Here is a 15,919-nt window from a genome sequence, read left to right as displayed (position 1 = left end):
CAAATACTTGCACCGACTCTACCGACGGCAGACTTACCGCCTAACGAGCCTGACGTTCCGGCGAACGACTGTGTCGCTGGCCGCTGAATGCCGATTGAACGGCACCGGGATCGTTCGACGAACGATCAACGCCGACCGCGGAACTGCCGCAGATACTCGTTGTCCGGCGACAGGATGATGCTGCTCTCCGACGGATTCTCGCTGTTGGAGAACGTCGCATCGTAGCTCTGCATCGCACGGTAGAAATCGTAGAATTCCGCATCCTGACCGAAGCTTTCGGCATAGATCCGCGCGGCTTCCGCATCGGCATCGGCCCGGATGATGCGGGCATCGCGGTCACCCTGCGCCCGGATCGTCCGCGCTTCACGGGCACGGTCGGATTCCATGCGGCGGAAGGCCGACTGCAACGGCGCTTCGGGCAGGTCGGTGCGCATGATCTTCACATCGACCACTTCAGCACCATACTGGCGCGCCTGGCGGTCAAGATTGGCGCGGACATTGGCCAGCGCGCTGCCGCGCTCTGCCGTCAGCATGGCCTGGAACGTCCGGCGGCCCAGTTCCTGACGCAGGACGGAGTTCAGGATCGGCTGCAGCGCGTTGCGCACGCCGTCCGTCGATCCGGCACGTTCCACCATGCGGACCGGGTCGGTAATGCGGAAACGGGCATAGGCGTTCACCAGCAGACGTTGCTGGTCGGCGGACAGCACTTCCTCGTCGGTCATTTCCAGATCGAGCAGCCGCTTCTCGACGCGGCGAACGCTGTCGATGAATGGTACGCGGAAATAAATGCCCGCATTGGTCGTGCCGTTGGGCGTGTTGACCGTGCCGACCGGTTCACCGGTGCGGATGATGACGGCCTGTTCTTCCTCGGGCACGATGTAGGCGCTCATCATGAAGATGACGAGCAATACGCCCAATGCGATGACCGTGTAGCGGTGGTTCTGCAAAAAGTTGCTCATGTCACTGGCCCTCCGGTGCTGTCACAACGGTGGCAGGTGAACTCTGCTGGGCGCGTCGCCGGATTTCGGGAAGCGGCAGATAGGGTGTCACATTGCCGGTCTCGACGATGGTCTTGTCGGTCTGGCTCAGCACACGCTCCATGGTTTCGTAATAAAGACGCTGGCGGGTGACCTGCGGGGCAAGGCGATACTGCTGGTACACCTTGTCGAAGGCTTCCGCCTCACCTTGTGCCTGTGCCAGAACCTGCTGCGCATAACCGCGCGCCTGGTTGCGGGCGGCATCGGCATTCTGTTCGGCGACCTGCACGTCGCGGAAGGCATCGACGACCTGTGCGGGCGGGTCGGCCTTTTCGATTTCGACGCCGAGCACGTTGACGCCGGCCCGGTACCCGTCGAGCGTGCGCTGCATGCGCTCGCGCACATCCAGCTCGATCGCGGCGCGGCCCTGGCCAGAAAAGGTTTCATCCAGCTCGGTTTCGGCAACCGCCGCGCGCATGGCGGCTTCCGCCGCTTCGTTGACCGTGTCGACGGGATCGACAACGCGGAACTTGAAGTCCGACAGGTCCTTGATGTTCCAGCGCACGATATAGCTCAGGTCGACCAGATTCTGGTCGCCGGTCAGGATCAGCTTGGCCTGATTGTCGTTGCCGGGGATGCGGACGGAACGCACACCTTCGACATCTTCGACTTCGACCGTTTCGATCGGGAAGGGGGCCGAGAAATTGAGACCCGGCTGCATGGCGCGGGTATAATTACCGAGCGTCTTGACCACTGCCTGTTGTTGCGGGCCGACCAGATGCACGCTGGTAGCCAGCACGCCGATGCCGATGATCGCGATCACGGCGATCGGGAACCAGCTCTTGCCGCCGGGTCGCTGCGGGAAGCGCATGTTCGGACCGCCGGGGCCACCGCCACCGCCGCCGCGGCGCCGTGGGCCCTCGGGACCGCGGCTCTTGAAGATATCCTCGATATTGGGGCCGCGGCGACCATCGCCGCTGCCGCCGCCGCTACCGGGTGGCAGCCATGGATTGCGCGGACCTTTCGGCTTGTCGCCGCCTTCCGAACCCGTCGGCTTGCCGCCGTCGCTGTCGCCGTCATCCCCGGAGCCTCCGCCCCAAGGGCTTTTCTTGCCCGCCATTGCCAGGGAAATCCTGTGTCCGAACCCGTCAAAAATTCTCATGCGATCCCTTATAGGTGTGGTTCGGCGGAAAAACAGGGGTTGCCGCGCGCTTTTCGATGCTACAGCAGCCTCGCCCATGAGTTCGACCGACCCGAAATCGCTACTTCCCGCCGGCCTTGCCGAACACGTCACCACGCTTTCCGTCAAGGACGGCAGGGCTATTGCCGTGGTCGACGCTGCCGGACTGAACGAGCATCAACGCGACGAAATCAAACGTTTGATTGACACCCGTTTGCTAGAGTATGACGACATTTCCGACGTCCGCATCGTCATGACTGCGGAGCGCAAGCAGCGCCGCCTGATCGCCATCGGCAGCGGCAAGGGCGGTGTCGGCAAGTCGACCCTGACTGCCAATCTCGCCATCGCGCTAAAGAAAACGGGCCGCGCCGTCGGGCTCGTCGATGCCGATATCTACGGCCCGTCGCAGCCGGTGATCTTTGGAAATCAGGGCGAAAAACCCATCGCGCGCGACAAGAAGCTCGTCCCGATCGAAAGTTCCTTCGGCGTTCCGATGCTGTCCATGGGCCATCTCGTGGAGCCGGGCCGCGCGCTTGCATGGCGCGGGCCCATGGCGGGTAATGCGCTCTCGCAGTTGATCGATGCCCACTGGGGCGATGTCGATACGCTGCTGGTCGATCTGCCCCCCGGCACCGGCGACGTCCAGCTCACCATGCTCCAGCGCTACAAGCCCATGGGCGCCGTCCTCGTCTCGACGCCGCAGGACCTCGCTCTGATCGACGCGGCGCGGGCGGGCCAGTTGTTCGACCAGGCCGGCGTGCCGGTCATCGGGCTGGTTGAAAACATGGCCGGCTATGCCTGCCCGCACTGCGGCGAGGTTTCTGACCCTTTCGGCAAGGGCGGAGTGGAAACGGCGGCGGAACGGCTGGAATTGCCTTTTCTCGGCCGCATCCCACTCGACCTCGCCATTCGGCAGGGAAGCGATCGCGGTACACCGCCGGCCGCAGGCGATGATGCGCTCGCGAAGCCTTTTCACGATATCGCTGCCAAGGTCGACGAATGGATTGGCGCGAAAAGTTAAGCCAGCTCCCTGTGACCCGGCGCGGCCTTATTGCAGGCGCAGCGGCGGGTGGCGGGCTTGCTGTCGCGTGGTGGCTCTGGCCGCGTCACTATTCGAGCCCCCTAGCGCCCAGACCGGACGAGCGCGAATTCGGCGGCTGGATCACCATCGGCCGGGATGGCGTGGTGACGGTAGCCGTCCCCCAATTGGAGATGGGGCAGGGGGTCACTACCTTGCTCGCGCAGGTCGTGGCCGTCGAGCTTGGCGCGGACTGGCGACAGATTGCCGTCGAGCCCGCGCCGCCTTCCGGCCTGTACGCGAATGTTCCTCTCGCTGCGAAATGGGCGCCGCTCTGGTCCAATCTGCCTAGTCTTGCCGATGATCCTGGCAGTCGGCTGGCGGAAAACTTCGCCCGCAGCAACGCCTTCATCGCCACGGCAGATGGCACTAGTTTGGCAGGATACGAGCCACCCCTGCGCGAAGCTGCTGCCACCGCACGGTCCCTGCTCGCCATGGCAGCGGCAGCGCGATGGAATGTCGACTGGGAGGAATGCGAAGTTGTTGGCGGCCTCGTCCGCCATGGCGACCAGCAATTTGCATTCGGCGATCTGGTGGTCGATGCAGCGCAATTCGATCCGCCCGAACCGCCCCCGGTGAAGGTCGAACGCGCCGCCGAAGATCCCTCGCCTGCCGAAGCCGAACTTGCCCCGGCTTTCCCCCGCCTCGACCTTCCTGCAAAGGTCGATGGCAGTTTCCTTTTCGCAGGCGACATCCGGTTGCCGGGAATGGTCTATGCATCGATCAGGCATGGCCCTCTCGGTGCATCGCACCTGCTGCGGTTCGACACCGAGGCGGTTGCTGGCATGTCGGGTGTCGTCGCCGTGGTGAAGTCGCAGAAATACCTCGCAGTAGCAGCCGAGAGCTGGTGGATCGCCGAGCAGGCGTTACGCAAAATCCGGCCCGTCTTCGGCGGGGACGGCGCTGTGGAAAGCGACGCCGCGATGGAAGCACTGGAGGCAGCGCATGGTGCCGTCGATGCCCAACGCACCATCGATGTGGGCGATGCCGACGATCTGCTGGCGCGTGCCGATTATGCGGAAACCTACACGGTCGCTCCGGCAGTGCACGCTGCCATCGAGACGGCCAGCGCCACCGCGCGTTTCGACGGCAACACGCTCGAATTATGGATTGCCGCACAGGCACCGGAAATGACGCGCCGGGCGGCGGGAAAGGCGATCGGACTGTCACCGCAAGATGTCGTTCTCTATCCCACGGCGGCGGGGGGGAGCTTCGACGCCCGTCTCGAGAGGCGGCATGCCATCGAAGTCGCGCAGATCGCCAAAGAGGTTGGCCGACCGGTGCAACTGACATGGCCTCGCGTGCAGGAATTTCAGTCGGTGCCGGTCCGCACCCCGGTCAGTGCGCGCATGGAGGCCGCATTCGTGCCTGCCAGCGGTGGGCGCATAGCCGCATGGCGCGCACGCCTTGCCATGCCCGCCACCGCTCGCGAATTCGGCAGACGGCTGTTCGACAGCAAGACCGCCGAAGCTGCAATGAAACACTCCGAGGGGAAAGCTGACGTGCTGGCCTGTGAAGGCGCCGTTCCGCCCTATGCGATCGATAACGTGGCGATTGATCATTTGCCCGTTTCATTGCCATTTCCAACGGGGCGACTGCGCGGCAATGCGCCGGCCTACACAGCGTTCTTTACCGAATGCTTCATCGATGAACTGGCAGAACGCGCAGGGCGTGATCCATTCCTTTATCGCATGGAGATGCTGGGCCGCATGCCGCGCATGGCCGATTGCCTGCGCCGGGCAACCCGGCTTGCCGGTTGGGATGGCGGCAGACGCGGCACCGGTCAGGGGCTGGCCATGGTCCGAATGGGCTCTCCCGACAGCGGCGGGCGTATTGCCTGCGTGGCGCAGGCTGCGCTGGGCGAGGGCGGGGTACGTGTCACGAAACTGCATGCGGCCGTCGATATCGGACGGATCGTCAATCATGACATCGCCCGGCAGCAGATCGAAGGCGGCCTGATCTTCGGCCTTTCCCTCGCGACCGGGTCCAGCATCGCGTATGAAGACGGCAAACCTGTGCCAAACCGTCTGTCGGGACTGTCGCTCCCGACGCTGGCGGATTGTCCGGACATCGTTGTCGAGTTCATTACCAGCGATGCGCCCGCGTTCGATCCTGGCGAACTCGGCGTGGCGGTTGCTCCGCCTGCAATTGCAAATGCCCTTTACTCTGCGACCGGAGTCCGCTTTCGCCGTCTGCCACTGCTTTCGGAGGGCATATGACCTGGCGTGATCAACAGCTTCCAGCCGACCATCCGCCGGTGAAATCCGGGGCGATCGGCGTTCTTCTCGTCAATCTGGGTACGCCGGATGCGGCAGAGCCTGGGGCGGTCAAACGCTATCTCGCGGAGTTCCTTTCCGACAGAAGAGTTGTCGAGATACCGCCCATTGCCTGGCAGCCCATTCTGCGCGGCATCATCCTCAATACCCGGCCCAAGAAAAGTGCGCATGCTTACCGCCAGGTCTGGACCGACGCTGGGTCACCATTGGCGGTGATTACGCGTCAGCAGGCCGAGGCTATGCAGGCGAGGTTGGGGAACGAAGCAAACGTCGACTGGGCCATGCGGTACGGAACGCCATCGATTCCGGACCGATTGCAGGCTCTCAAAAATTCCGGTTGCGAGCGAATTCTGCTCGCGCCGCTTTACCCGCAATATTCCGGGGCAACGACAGCCACCGTTGTGGACAAGGCTGCGGATTATCTGCGGACAATGCGTTGGCAACCAGCGCTGCGCACTCTGCCACCCTATCACGACGATCCCGCCTATATCGATGCGCTCGCATCCGATTTGTCGAAGCAGCTCGATGGGCTCGATTTCGAACCGGAAGTGCTCCTGCTGAGCTTCCACGGCATGCCCGAACGCACACTGCATCTTGGCGACCCGTATCATTGCCATTGCCAGAAGACGTCGCGCCTCCTGCAGGAGAAGCTGCACAGGCCAGGCCTTAAATTCCGAACCACGTTCCAATCGCGTTTCGGCCGCGCGAAATGGCTCGAACCCGCAACGGATACGGTGCTGGCGGAAGAGGCAAAGGCGGGCACGAAACGACTGGCCATCGCTGCACCGGGATTTTCTGCCGATTGCCTGGAAACGCTGGAAGAGCTGGCGATCCAGGGCCGCGAGCAATTTACCGATGCCGGCGGCGAGCATTTTGCCGCGTTATCATGCCTGAACGCATCCGATCCCGGCCTCGCCATGCTCGAGACGCTCTTACGGCGCGAATTGTCGGGGTGGATTAGCGCCTAGGAATTACTTACACTAAGGTAAGTTGTCAGGAGCTACCTATGGCTACGCTTGCCGCTCATCAATCCATCGACGCTGCACCCGCGCACTGGACGCAGGGCAATCCGGATGAGGATACGCTTGCTCATATCCCGGGCGAAAAAGGCTGGCCGCTTGTCGGCAATACCTTCAGAATGCTTGCGGATCCTCATGGCATGGCCAAGGCGATGCTCGCCAAATATGGCCGGGTCTACAAGAACAAGGCCTTTGGCGGCTGGAACGTGGCGCTGATCGGGGCGGACGCCAATGAGCTGGTCCTCTTCGACCGCGAGAAGCTGTTTTCTTCCGAACAGGGGTGGGGCCCCATATTGGATCGGCTGTTCCCTCGTGGGCTGATGCTGATGGATTTCGATCACCACCGGGCCGACCGCCGCGCGCTGTCGATCGCATTCAAGCCGGGACCGATGCGCCACTATGCCGATGCACTCAATCGGGGGATCGGCCGGCAGGTCGAGAAATGGGGCGCGGGAGACATGCGCTTCTACCCCGCGATCAAGGAACTGACGCTGGATCTTGCGGCAGACAGTTTCATCGGCATTTCCTGGGGCCCGGAAGCAGACCGGATCAACCGGGCATTTGTCGACATGGTGCAAGCCAGCGTGGCGCCCGTACGCAAACCGCTTCCCTTCACGCAGATGAAGAAAGGGGTCGATGGACGGGCGTTCCTCGTCGACTATTTCACGCAGGAAACGCATCGCCGCCGGTCCGAGGGCGGGGGGCAGGATATGTTCAGCCAGTTCGCCACGGCCGAGTATGACGACGGTAGCCTGATGCCTGTCGACGAAGTCGTCGATCACATGAATTTTCTGATGATGGCCGCGCACGACACGATCACGTCGAGCGCGACATCGCTATTGTGGCTGCTCGCCAAGAACCCTGAATGGCAGGAAAAGCTGCGGCAGGAAGTGGAGGCCGTAACCGGTGGTACGGGCACTGACGGGAGACCGCGCGACCTTGCTTACGAGGATCTGGGCAAGCTGGAACTTACCGAAATGGCGTTCAAGGAAGCCTTGCGCTTCGTTCCCCCGGTGCCGTCCATGCCACGCCGTGCCTTGCGAGAATTCGAGTATGGCGGTTACCGAATTCCTGCCGGGACGCCCGTCGGCATCAATATCCACTGGACGCACCATAGCGAAGAGTACTGGGATGAACCGGAAAAGTTCGATCCGCTTCGCTTCACGCCAGATCAGGTAAAGGCGCGCCATAAATATGCCTGGGTACCGTTTGGTGGCGGCGCGCATATGTGCCTTGGCCTCCACTTCGCCTACATGCAGGTCAAGACATTGATGGCGCAGCTGCTGCCGCGTTACCGGGTAGAACTGGCCGATGGTGATCCGGAATGGCAGGCCTGGCCAATCCCGAAGCCGAAAGATGGATTGAAGATCAGGCTGATAGCGCTCTGATCAGAAATCGATCGCGATACCATCCTTGACCCAGTCGCCGTAGCGGGTCGGACTCAGTTCTTCCTCGTCTGTCCCCTTTTTCGGTTCGGGCGGGGGATCGTTGGTCCAGTGCGCGGGCTTTTCGAAACCCTGCGGACGCTTGCTCTCTTGCTTCGTCATGTCCTCTAGATGATGGTGCTGGCGGCATTGCGCAAGTCCGCGTAAGGGCGCGGCCAATGGCTGAACTCCAAGGTATCCATGCTCGCCGCGCCGCGCTGCGCCTGCTCGATGCAGTCCTACGCCGCGGTGAAACGCTCGACATCGCCTTCAACGGCGCGACCAAGGACGTGCGCAAGTTCGAAGACAAGGCTCTCGCCCGCGCGATTGCCGCCGAGGTCCTGCGCTGGATGGTCGATCTCGACGGGCTGATCGACAGCGCCACGAAAAAGCCTCTGCCCGACGATGCCAAGGTGCGGATGGTCTTGCGCATGATGCTCGCTCAATGGCTTCGGCTCCAGACGCCGCCGCACGCCGTTGTGGCGACGGGGCTGGATTTGCTGGCCGGCGGTCCAAGGCGGCTTGCGCATGGAGTTTTCTCTACGCTCACCAAACGCGAGGTCGCTTTGCCGCCCGCCCCGACCTTGCCCGAAGAGGTCGCTGCCCGGTGGGGCGATCGTGCCGCGTCCATCGCAGTCGGACTTGCCGATCCACCGCCGCTCGATCTGACCTTGCGCGATCCGGCAGAGACGGAGCGCTGGCAGGTTCAGCTATCTGCAGACAGCCTGATGCCGGGCCACTTGCGCCTGGCGCGAGGCGACAACATCGAAAAACTGCCAGGCTTTGCCGAAGGTGCCTGGTGGGTACAGGACATCGCCGCGTCTCTCCCAGCAAGGCTGCTTGGAGATGGAGAAGGCCGCCACGTGCTCGACCTGTGTGCAGCACCGGGCGGCAAGACTTTACAACTGGCGGCGCAGAGCTGGAAGGTCACCGCGCTCGATATATCCAAGCGGCGCCTCGAACTGCTCAAATCCAATCTGAAACGCACCGGGCTTGCGGCCAGCACCGTGCGCGCGGATGCGCTAACATGGGAGCCGAAACATCAGTTCGACGCGATTCTGCTGGACGCACCGTGTACAGCCACCGGCACCGCGCGGCGCCATCCAGACGTGCTGCATCGTATCGGCGCTCGGCAGATAGAGGAAATGGCAGAACTGCAGGCGGCCCTGCTAGACCGGGCAAAGGGATGGCTTAAGCCGGGTGGCATATTCGTCTACGCAACCTGTTCGCTGGAGCGCGAAGAAGGCGAAGATCAGACGAGCGCCGTCGATCTTGCGCCGCTGCCGATCGGGTCGCAGAATCTTCCGGCTGGTCTCGAACCGACCGCCGAAGGCTGGTTGCGCACCGATCCGGGCATGCTTGGGGAAGCTGGTGGCCTCGACGGATTTTTCATCGCGCGCTGGGGTACATAGCGCTTCGCGATTTCAACGATGGGGTAAGGCCCAGAAAAAACGCCCCGCCCGAAGGCGAGGCGCTAAAGGTAAAAGGGCTGTTACGCCCTCCGGGTCGCACCTTGATTTGCCCACGCGCGGAGAAGAGTCGCAAGCCGAATTAATTTAGGGTTGATTGCGTATCTGTTTGCGCCAAACTGATGAGCGGACTGCATTCCGGTCGAGAGGTTTTCCGTGCCGCGCGCTCACCTGCTTCCCGGTCGTTCAAATTCTCAAGGTTCCCTTGCATCGTGAGGGATGCAGTCAGTTCGGAACCGGGCAATTGCCGCGCTTCGGATCCCTGCAAGGTGCTGATTGTCGATGATCACCCGATAGCCCAGGGCGGGTTGCGTTCCGTCTTTGCCACGAGCGATCGCTATAAAATTGTCGGCGTGCTCGACAATGGGGCACTAGTGAGCGCCTTCGTTCGCTCGCAGGAGGTCGATCTGGTGGTGCTGGACATGAATATGCCTGGCCTGCGCGGCATAAACGTATTGGCGGAAATCGTCGGCTCCAGTGACATGACCGTGATTATCCTGACCGGCGAAACGCAGTTCACGGAGATCGAGTACGCGCTTAAACTGGGCGCTCGAGGTGCCGTCAGTAAAAGCGAGCCTGCGGCGGAAATTCTACGCGCGTGCGATGCTGCTCTCGATGGTGAAGTCTATCTGTCACCAATGATGCAAAGGGGGCTGGCGTCGGTGCAGGCTCCAGAGATCGCTTTGTCTCCGCGCCAGATGGCGATCCTTCATTATCTGGCTCAGGGGGAAACCAATAAAGAGATTTCCTACCGCCTGTCGATCGCGCAGCCGACAGTCTCTTTCCACATTGCCGAACTGCGCCGGAAGCTCGACGTGCCTAGCAACCGCAAGATCGTTGACCGGGCGCAGGAGCTAAAGCTGCTATGATTCACGCTTCAGCAGGGGATGGTCGGCCATTTCGCAGCAGAGCGGCTTTATCAGGATGACATCGACAGATCGACTGAGCCTTCCTCGTGTTATGGTAGTATCGTCGTAGGTTGCGGCTGCAAGCTTACGCCCATCCACCCGACGTGCGATCGATGTTTGGTCAGCCGGTACTCGGTCCACATCGATAATGTGCCATCCCGGCGCCCGGCCTTCGAGCTCGGCGATCGTGCACGACCGGTTCTGCTCGAAGGCTCCGGGGAGGATGGCGCGAATAGTGGTGCCGTCGGGTCCGGACGCCACGATAGTCAGTTCCCCTCCCAATCCTTCGATCAGGCGCTTGGCCGACCGGAACCCGGAACCGGTACCCTGGCGTTTCTCTCCTGCCGTTGCGCGGTTGGCGTAATCGTCGTGCAATTGTTTCAGCACGCTTTCCTCGATGCCTTCGCCGGTGTCCGTTAGCTCAATGATCAGCTTACCGCCGGTCACGCGCATGGATAGCCGGGCGCCGCCGGAACTGGTGTAGGTGTAGGCATTACTCAAGATGTTCGCGAGAGCACGCATAAGTACCGGTCGGTCGGAGACGATGCTGGGGCCCTCTTCGATATCGTCCTGCAGCGTCAGTCCCTTGGCGGCGAACGAACCGCGGAACATCATGATCAGCGGTTCAGCCAGATGGCGCAGACTGAAGCAGCTCAAAGTCGCCGCACCAGAATTCTCTCCGACGATCGCAGCGCCCGACATCGTCGTCGTTGCGATTTCAGCCAGATAGTCTGCCGAGCTTCGGAGCATGTCGGCCAGTTCGCGGTTGTCGCGATCGCCGCTTTCATCGAGCACATGAACTGCACTGTTAAGCGCCAGAATAACCTGCTGACTGTCATGGCCCGAGGCGTGCAGCAAAGCGTTTTGACTGTTCACGGTGGCCAGCGCGAAAGCTTTCTCTTCGGCAAGACGCTGCGCATCTTCGCTGATCGCCAGGCGCTCGGCCATCGATTGCGCATAATTGCTATCCGCCTCGCGCTTGTCAGCCTGAAGCTTTTTGAGATGAAGGCCGAGAGCAAGCGTAACCATGAGGGATTCGAACAATCCGACGGGGCCTGCCAAATGCCAGTTTATCGGCAGCCAGTCGAATACACCCATCGATGCAACGGCGGCATATACGATGAATAATGCGAGACTTCCCCAACCGATCAACAAGGGCCAGAGCTGCCGCCCGATCGTCCGCATGCCCGCCACGGCGAGGAAGGGGAGGTAAAGCGCGACGACGACCGCAACCAGCCAGGCGATGGCATGGATGGCATTGCGCAAAGCAGGTTCGTAGATCGCCAGCCCGGCCTGTAAGGCGATCACCAGCAGACTTACTGCAATCACGATTTTCAGAAACATGTCGCGCCGCGGAAAGAGTTCGGCAGTGCGCATGAAGCTGCGGGCGAACTGCGTCATGGCCGCTGCAAATCCGCATTTGATCGCGTCTTCTATCGCCACGCCGAGCATCGGGCTGTCCGGCAGGAAGAATATCGTCAGGTACCCTTCCGCATGAACGGTATTCAGCGCGAACAGCGCTTGAGCCAGCGCCAGCCATGCGAACTCGCGATGTCCGGTTATGGAAAAGAAAACGAAATTCAGAAAGATCAGTACCAGAACGCCCAGCACAACGCCTGCCACCATGGCGATGTTCGTGCGGCGATCTGAAAAGAAATCGCCATAGGTCTGGATGACCAGCGGCATGTAGGTCGAGTTTTCCGACCTGAAGTCGATGACGATCGTCCGTTCCTCGTTCGGCTGCAGAAGCAGTTCGCTGCTGAAGGCCTGGTAGGTACGTAAATTTTCCGCTGCCGCCGAAGGATCGGTGCCATCGACCAGCAAAGCGAGACGATCCCCGCGGCTTTCGTACATGCGGAAATAGCTGAGCGATCCGCGTCCGGTCGACACGATCCAGCTGCCAGCCGTTTGGCCCACGTTACGAACCCGGATAGCAAGGGCAATCCGGTCACCCGGCGCCCCGAAATGAGCCGCGCTGCCGGAAATCGGTTCCAGCCGTTCGTTCAGGAAAGCCGTTAGGCTGAGGCCTTCGATCGCGTCCTGGTCACGCGTATAGCGGATGTGCGCGACAACGTCCGTTGCGCTGACGTTTGGCTTCAGTTCGATTGCTGGTGGCAATTCATCGGCACGTAACGCTTGTGGCCAGAAAGCCAGTACAAATGCCACCAATGCGGTAAGCCACGAGTGCGACGCCATTGCGCGCGCAATCTTCTACGCAATTGTGTCGGTGTCAATTCGCAATCAGTTTGGTTTGCAACATGGGCCGCTTGGTTTACCCGTTATCGCCATGGTGATGGGTATTTGAGCAAATGGCGGCAACCGAACAACTTCGAACGCGGCATGTCGAAAAGCCTTGGGGGCGGAAGCAGCTCGCGGCGCCGTTCGACAAGACGCCCGGAGATACGATTGGGGAAATCTGGTTCGAGCCTCCCACTGAGGCCGACGAACTGCTGCTGAAGTATATTTTCACCAGCGAGCGGTTATCGGTGCAGGTACATCCCAATGACGATCAGGCCATGGCAGCGGGTCTGGGCCGAGCGGGCAAGGAGGAATGCTGGTACGTACTCGATGCCGAGCCCGGGGCGAAGCTCGCTATCGGTTTCAAACGCTCCGTTTCGCGCGATGAGGTGCAGCGCGGGGCAGAGGATGGGTCGATCATGGATTTGCTTGCCTGGCATAACGTCAAGCCGGGCGACTTCTTCTACATCCCCGCCAATACCGTACATGCGATCGGGGCCGGCATCACCATCATCGAAATCCAGCAGAACTCAGACGTGACCTATCGGCTGTACGATTACGGGCGCCCTCGCGAACTTCATCTCGACGAAGCCTTGGCAATCGCACAGCGCGAACCTTACGACATGTCGCTGCATTACCAAGTAGATGACGTGGGCAATGCGTTGCTCGTTGACGGCCCTTACTTCCGCCTTTGGCGGGTGGATGGATCGTCGAATGACGATAAGCCCGCCAGTTCCGGGAAGGCCTTTGTGTTGCCATATCGCGGTACGGCAACTGTCGGGTCTGAACGGGTTGAGCCCGGGCAGTGTATGTTTGCACAGGATGCGCGTGAGATTTGTTTTTCGCCGGGCGCTCTCGGTTTCTTGGCCCAACCTCTGTAATCCCGCTTGCACCGCGCGTAGGCGCTGCTGCGGGTAGCCGGTTCGTCAGGGAGCCGATGTCGCCAGTGCCAATTGCGCTAGGCGTATGGACCCGAGCGGCCCGGCGTCTTCGCCCAGCTTCGCGGTGACGAGAAACTCCGGCATCTGAGCTATCCGAGCGCCGTGCGCATAGCCAGCGAGGCTCGCGTTCAGCTTCGCCCGAATGACTTCAAGCAGATATGGTCGGTTGATAGCGACACTGCCTCCCAGCATGATACGCTCGGGGACCACTGTTACAGCAAGATTATGGCACAGGGTCGCAACGATCTGTGCCACATCGTCCCAGATATCGTCACTGTCTGAGATGTCCGATGCGGGCTTGCCGCAGCGGGCCTCCAATGCAGGCCCGCTAACGAAGCCTTCGACGCAGCCCTTGTGAAAGCTGCAGCTTCCCGCCCAGCCCTGTTGCGGCGAGGGGACGATCATATGGCCGGCCTCGGCATGTCCGAGGCCGAGCACCGGTCGGCGATCAATAATGGGGGCCACGCCGACCCCGGTTCCGATCGTGATATAGCACCAGGATCGCAGATCGCGTGCCGCGCCCCAGACGCCTTCGGCGAGGGCGGCGCCGTTGACATCCGTATCGATCAGGAATGGAACGTCCCAGAGTAGCCTGCGTAAATCCGCCCCGGCCCATCCCGGCTTGGGAGTGGCGAGCAACTGGCCATAGTTGGCGGAGGCGGGATCCGTATCGAGTGGGCCGAAGCTGGCAATCCCGATTGCCGCGATGTCATGTTCACGGCGCCAGCCGTGAAGAACCGTCTCGATCCTCGAAAGGGTTTCGCTCGGATGCCCCGTCGCCACCCTTTCCCGCGCAAAGATGGCGCCGGATGTATCCGCAAGAACGCATATACATTTGGTACCGCCAAGTTCGACCCCGGCCAGATATGGCCCGCCGGTCTGTCGATGATTTGCCACCGTCGTTCCCGTAAATAATTGACGTGTCGATCTGTGGGGGGAAGTCGCCGGCGGCGCAAGGGTTTCGCCCGGCAGGGCTGGTCGAGATCGCCAGGCGGGCGGGGCGGGTTCGGACACCGCCCCTCCCGATAATCATCGCACGCGTTTGCTGCGCCGTCTCCCGAAACGACCGACCACGCGTTCGAGCGCCAAAATTGCCAGTAATGACAGGCCAAACAGGGGTAACAGCAAGCCGAGCAGCACCACTACGATGATCAGACCGGGACCATGCGGAACCGATGATCCTGTAGGTGCACCCAGTTTACCCGACGGCTTTCGCGTGAGCCACATGATCACGCCAAGCACCGATAGCCCGATCAAGGCGAATGCGGTCATCAGACCTATGACCTGATTGGCGAGGCCGAATAACTGCCCTTCATGCCAGGCAATTCCGTAATTGATCGCACGGTCGATCGGATGTTTGTCTGCAAAGTCGGTGCGCGAAACCTCTCGCCCATCAATCGGATCGAAAGTGGCACTTTGCGTCAAGGGACGGTTCTGCGTTTCCGATTTGATCGTCCATACATCACCTGTTGGCGGACCGAAACGCTGCGGGGCGTGAGGCGGCAGTACCAGCACCGGAAACGCCATTTCTTCTTCACTGGCTTTCAAGACGAAGCTTGAGAGCGGCAGCGGATCGCCTTTGGTGGCCTGTCGTGCTGGCATCGTTGGCGCTGCCATGTCGCCGTGATCGTGCCCGGCATGGGCATGGGCCGCAGGGGCAATCCAGTTGCCTGCCGGTTCATGCCGAACGATCTCTGGACCCGACCCGATCTTCCAGTCCTGGGGGCCTTCCACCAGCCCCAGTTCGGTGCGTGCCCATTTGAAGACGCTGCCCCATGTGCCTGCCCATGGCAAACCGCTAGCAAGCATGACCAGGACCAGCCCTGCAATCCAGAAACCTGTCACGCGGTGCAGGTCCTTCATCAGCGCACGTCCTTTGAGAGAGAGGCGCGGCCAGAACGTGCCCGCTGCCCTGAACGGGCGCGGCCACCACAGATACAGGCCGCTCAGGATCATTACGATGGTCCAGCTCGCTGCAAGTTCGACCAGCCGATCGCCCCAATCCCCGAGCAGAAGTGAGCCGTGGAATGTCGCGATGACATTCGGGATGCGTTCGATCGGATCAAGCGTACCCAGAACTTGGCCTTGCGGAGAAACAAAGACGTCCGTCAGCGCCCCGCCGGGTAGACCAAGCTGGATCATGGCGGCATCGCCAGCATGTTCCGGCATGCGGTAATGGTGAAAGCTGCCTTGCGGATAAGCCGTCTGTGCGACTTCAAGCTGCCGGTCGGCCGACACTGCGCCTTCGAGCGATAGGCCGCGATAGTTACGCTCTTCCCACCGGTCGATCTGTGGCTTGAACAGATAGATCGACCCGCTCAGCGACAGGATGAGAATGAAAGGAAGGACGAACAGGCCGGCATAGAAATGCCAGCGCCAGATCGTACGGTAGGTCGCAGTATCGGCCAC

At 61.4% G+C, this 15,919-nt stretch carries 13 protein-coding genes; 7 read left to right on the top strand and 6 right to left on the bottom strand.

What is annotated here, in order from left to right; translation table 11 throughout:
* Positions 1 to 125: 125 nt before the first annotated feature.
* Together hflC and hflK are read right to left on the bottom strand one after the other, a co-directional pair.
* The gene (gene hflC, locus K3177_RS09625) at positions 126 to 959 is read right to left on the bottom strand and encodes a protease modulator HflC (RefSeq protein WP_103022354.1); all 834 of its coding nucleotides are present in this window, start codon (positions 957 to 959) and stop codon (positions 126 to 128) included.
* Position 960: 1 nt separating this feature from the next.
* A complete protein-coding gene (hflK, locus tag K3177_RS09620; protein WP_103022695.1) occupies positions 961 to 2,139 on the bottom strand; it encodes a protease modulator HflK in 1,179 nt (392 codons plus the stop codon).
* Between the two features lie 76 nt (positions 2,140 to 2,215).
* Between hflK and K3177_RS09615 the strand changes: the two genes are divergently transcribed.
* From K3177_RS09615 to K3177_RS09600, 4 genes are read left to right on the top strand one after another with little or no spacing between them, the layout of a single operon-like run.
* Positions 2,216 to 3,178, top strand: a complete 963-nt coding sequence (locus tag K3177_RS09615) for an Mrp/NBP35 family ATP-binding protein (RefSeq protein WP_221598060.1) — start codon at positions 2,216 to 2,218, stop codon at positions 3,176 to 3,178.
* Positions 3,157 to 5,454 (top strand): xanthine dehydrogenase family protein molybdopterin-binding subunit, encoded by a 2,298-nt coding sequence (locus K3177_RS09610; RefSeq protein WP_221598059.1) that lies wholly within the window; start codon positions 3,157 to 3,159, stop codon positions 5,452 to 5,454. Before K3177_RS09615 ends, K3177_RS09610 begins: the two co-directional genes overlap by 22 nt.
* On the top strand, positions 5,451 to 6,479 hold the full coding sequence (hemH, locus tag K3177_RS09605) for a ferrochelatase (protein ID WP_221598058.1): 1,029 nt from the start codon (positions 5,451 to 5,453) through the stop codon (positions 6,477 to 6,479). The genes K3177_RS09610 and hemH overlap by 4 nt, the downstream gene beginning before the upstream one ends.
* Before the next feature lie 38 nt (positions 6,480 to 6,517).
* The gene (locus K3177_RS09600; protein ID WP_221598057.1) at positions 6,518 to 7,918 is read left to right on the top strand and encodes a cytochrome P450; all 1,401 of its coding nucleotides are present in this window, start codon (positions 6,518 to 6,520) and stop codon (positions 7,916 to 7,918) included.
* On the opposite strand, the gene K3177_RS09595 is transcribed toward K3177_RS09600, so the two are convergent.
* The gene (locus K3177_RS09595) at positions 7,919 to 8,077 is read right to left on the bottom strand and encodes a DUF1674 domain-containing protein (protein ID WP_103022359.1); all 159 of its coding nucleotides are present in this window, start codon (positions 8,075 to 8,077) and stop codon (positions 7,919 to 7,921) included. It lies immediately after the preceding gene.
* A gap of 56 nt (positions 8,078 to 8,133) precedes the next feature.
* On the opposite strand from K3177_RS09595, the gene K3177_RS09590 reads away from it, so the two are divergent.
* Both K3177_RS09590 and K3177_RS09585 read left to right on the top strand, forming a co-directional pair.
* Positions 8,134 to 9,366 carry an RsmB/NOP family class I SAM-dependent RNA methyltransferase gene (locus K3177_RS09590; RefSeq protein ID WP_221598056.1) on the top strand — a complete coding sequence of 411 codons (1,233 nt, stop codon included), beginning with the start codon at positions 8,134 to 8,136 and terminating at the stop codon, positions 9,364 to 9,366.
* A 326-nt stretch (positions 9,367 to 9,692) separates the two neighbouring features.
* Complete coding sequence (locus K3177_RS09585) at positions 9,693 to 10,292, top strand: response regulator (protein WP_221598055.1); 600 nt, start codon at positions 9,693 to 9,695, stop codon at positions 10,290 to 10,292.
* On the opposite strand, the gene K3177_RS09580 is transcribed toward K3177_RS09585, so the two are convergent.
* A complete protein-coding gene (locus K3177_RS09580) occupies positions 10,287 to 12,527 on the bottom strand; it encodes a sensor histidine kinase (protein WP_221598054.1) in 2,241 nt (746 codons plus the stop codon). The two genes, K3177_RS09585 and K3177_RS09580, sit on opposite strands and share 6 nt — an antisense overlap.
* A 113-nt stretch (positions 12,528 to 12,640) precedes the next feature.
* Here K3177_RS09580 and K3177_RS09575 point away from each other — a divergent pair, with 113 nt between their 5' ends.
* On the top strand, positions 12,641 to 13,450 hold the full coding sequence (locus K3177_RS09575) for a class I mannose-6-phosphate isomerase (RefSeq protein WP_221598053.1): 810 nt from the start codon (positions 12,641 to 12,643) through the stop codon (positions 13,448 to 13,450).
* A 45-nt stretch (positions 13,451 to 13,495) separates the two neighbouring features.
* Here K3177_RS09575 and K3177_RS09570 read toward each other — a convergent pair whose 3' ends face one another.
* Positions 13,496 to 14,407, bottom strand: coding sequence for an ROK family protein (locus tag K3177_RS09570; RefSeq protein WP_345725380.1), 912 nt, complete (start codon positions 14,405 to 14,407; stop codon positions 13,496 to 13,498).
* A gap of 132 nt (positions 14,408 to 14,539) precedes the next feature.
* Positions 14,540 to 15,919 carry a PepSY-associated TM helix domain-containing protein gene (locus K3177_RS09565; protein WP_221598052.1) on the bottom strand — a complete coding sequence of 460 codons (1,380 nt, stop codon included), beginning with the start codon at positions 15,917 to 15,919 and terminating at the stop codon, positions 14,540 to 14,542.

The organism is Qipengyuania pacifica, from assembly GCF_019711555.1.
GTDB lineage: Bacteria > Pseudomonadota > Alphaproteobacteria > Sphingomonadales > Sphingomonadaceae > Qipengyuania > Qipengyuania pacifica.
This window is presented reverse-complemented; position numbering and strand designations above follow the sequence as displayed.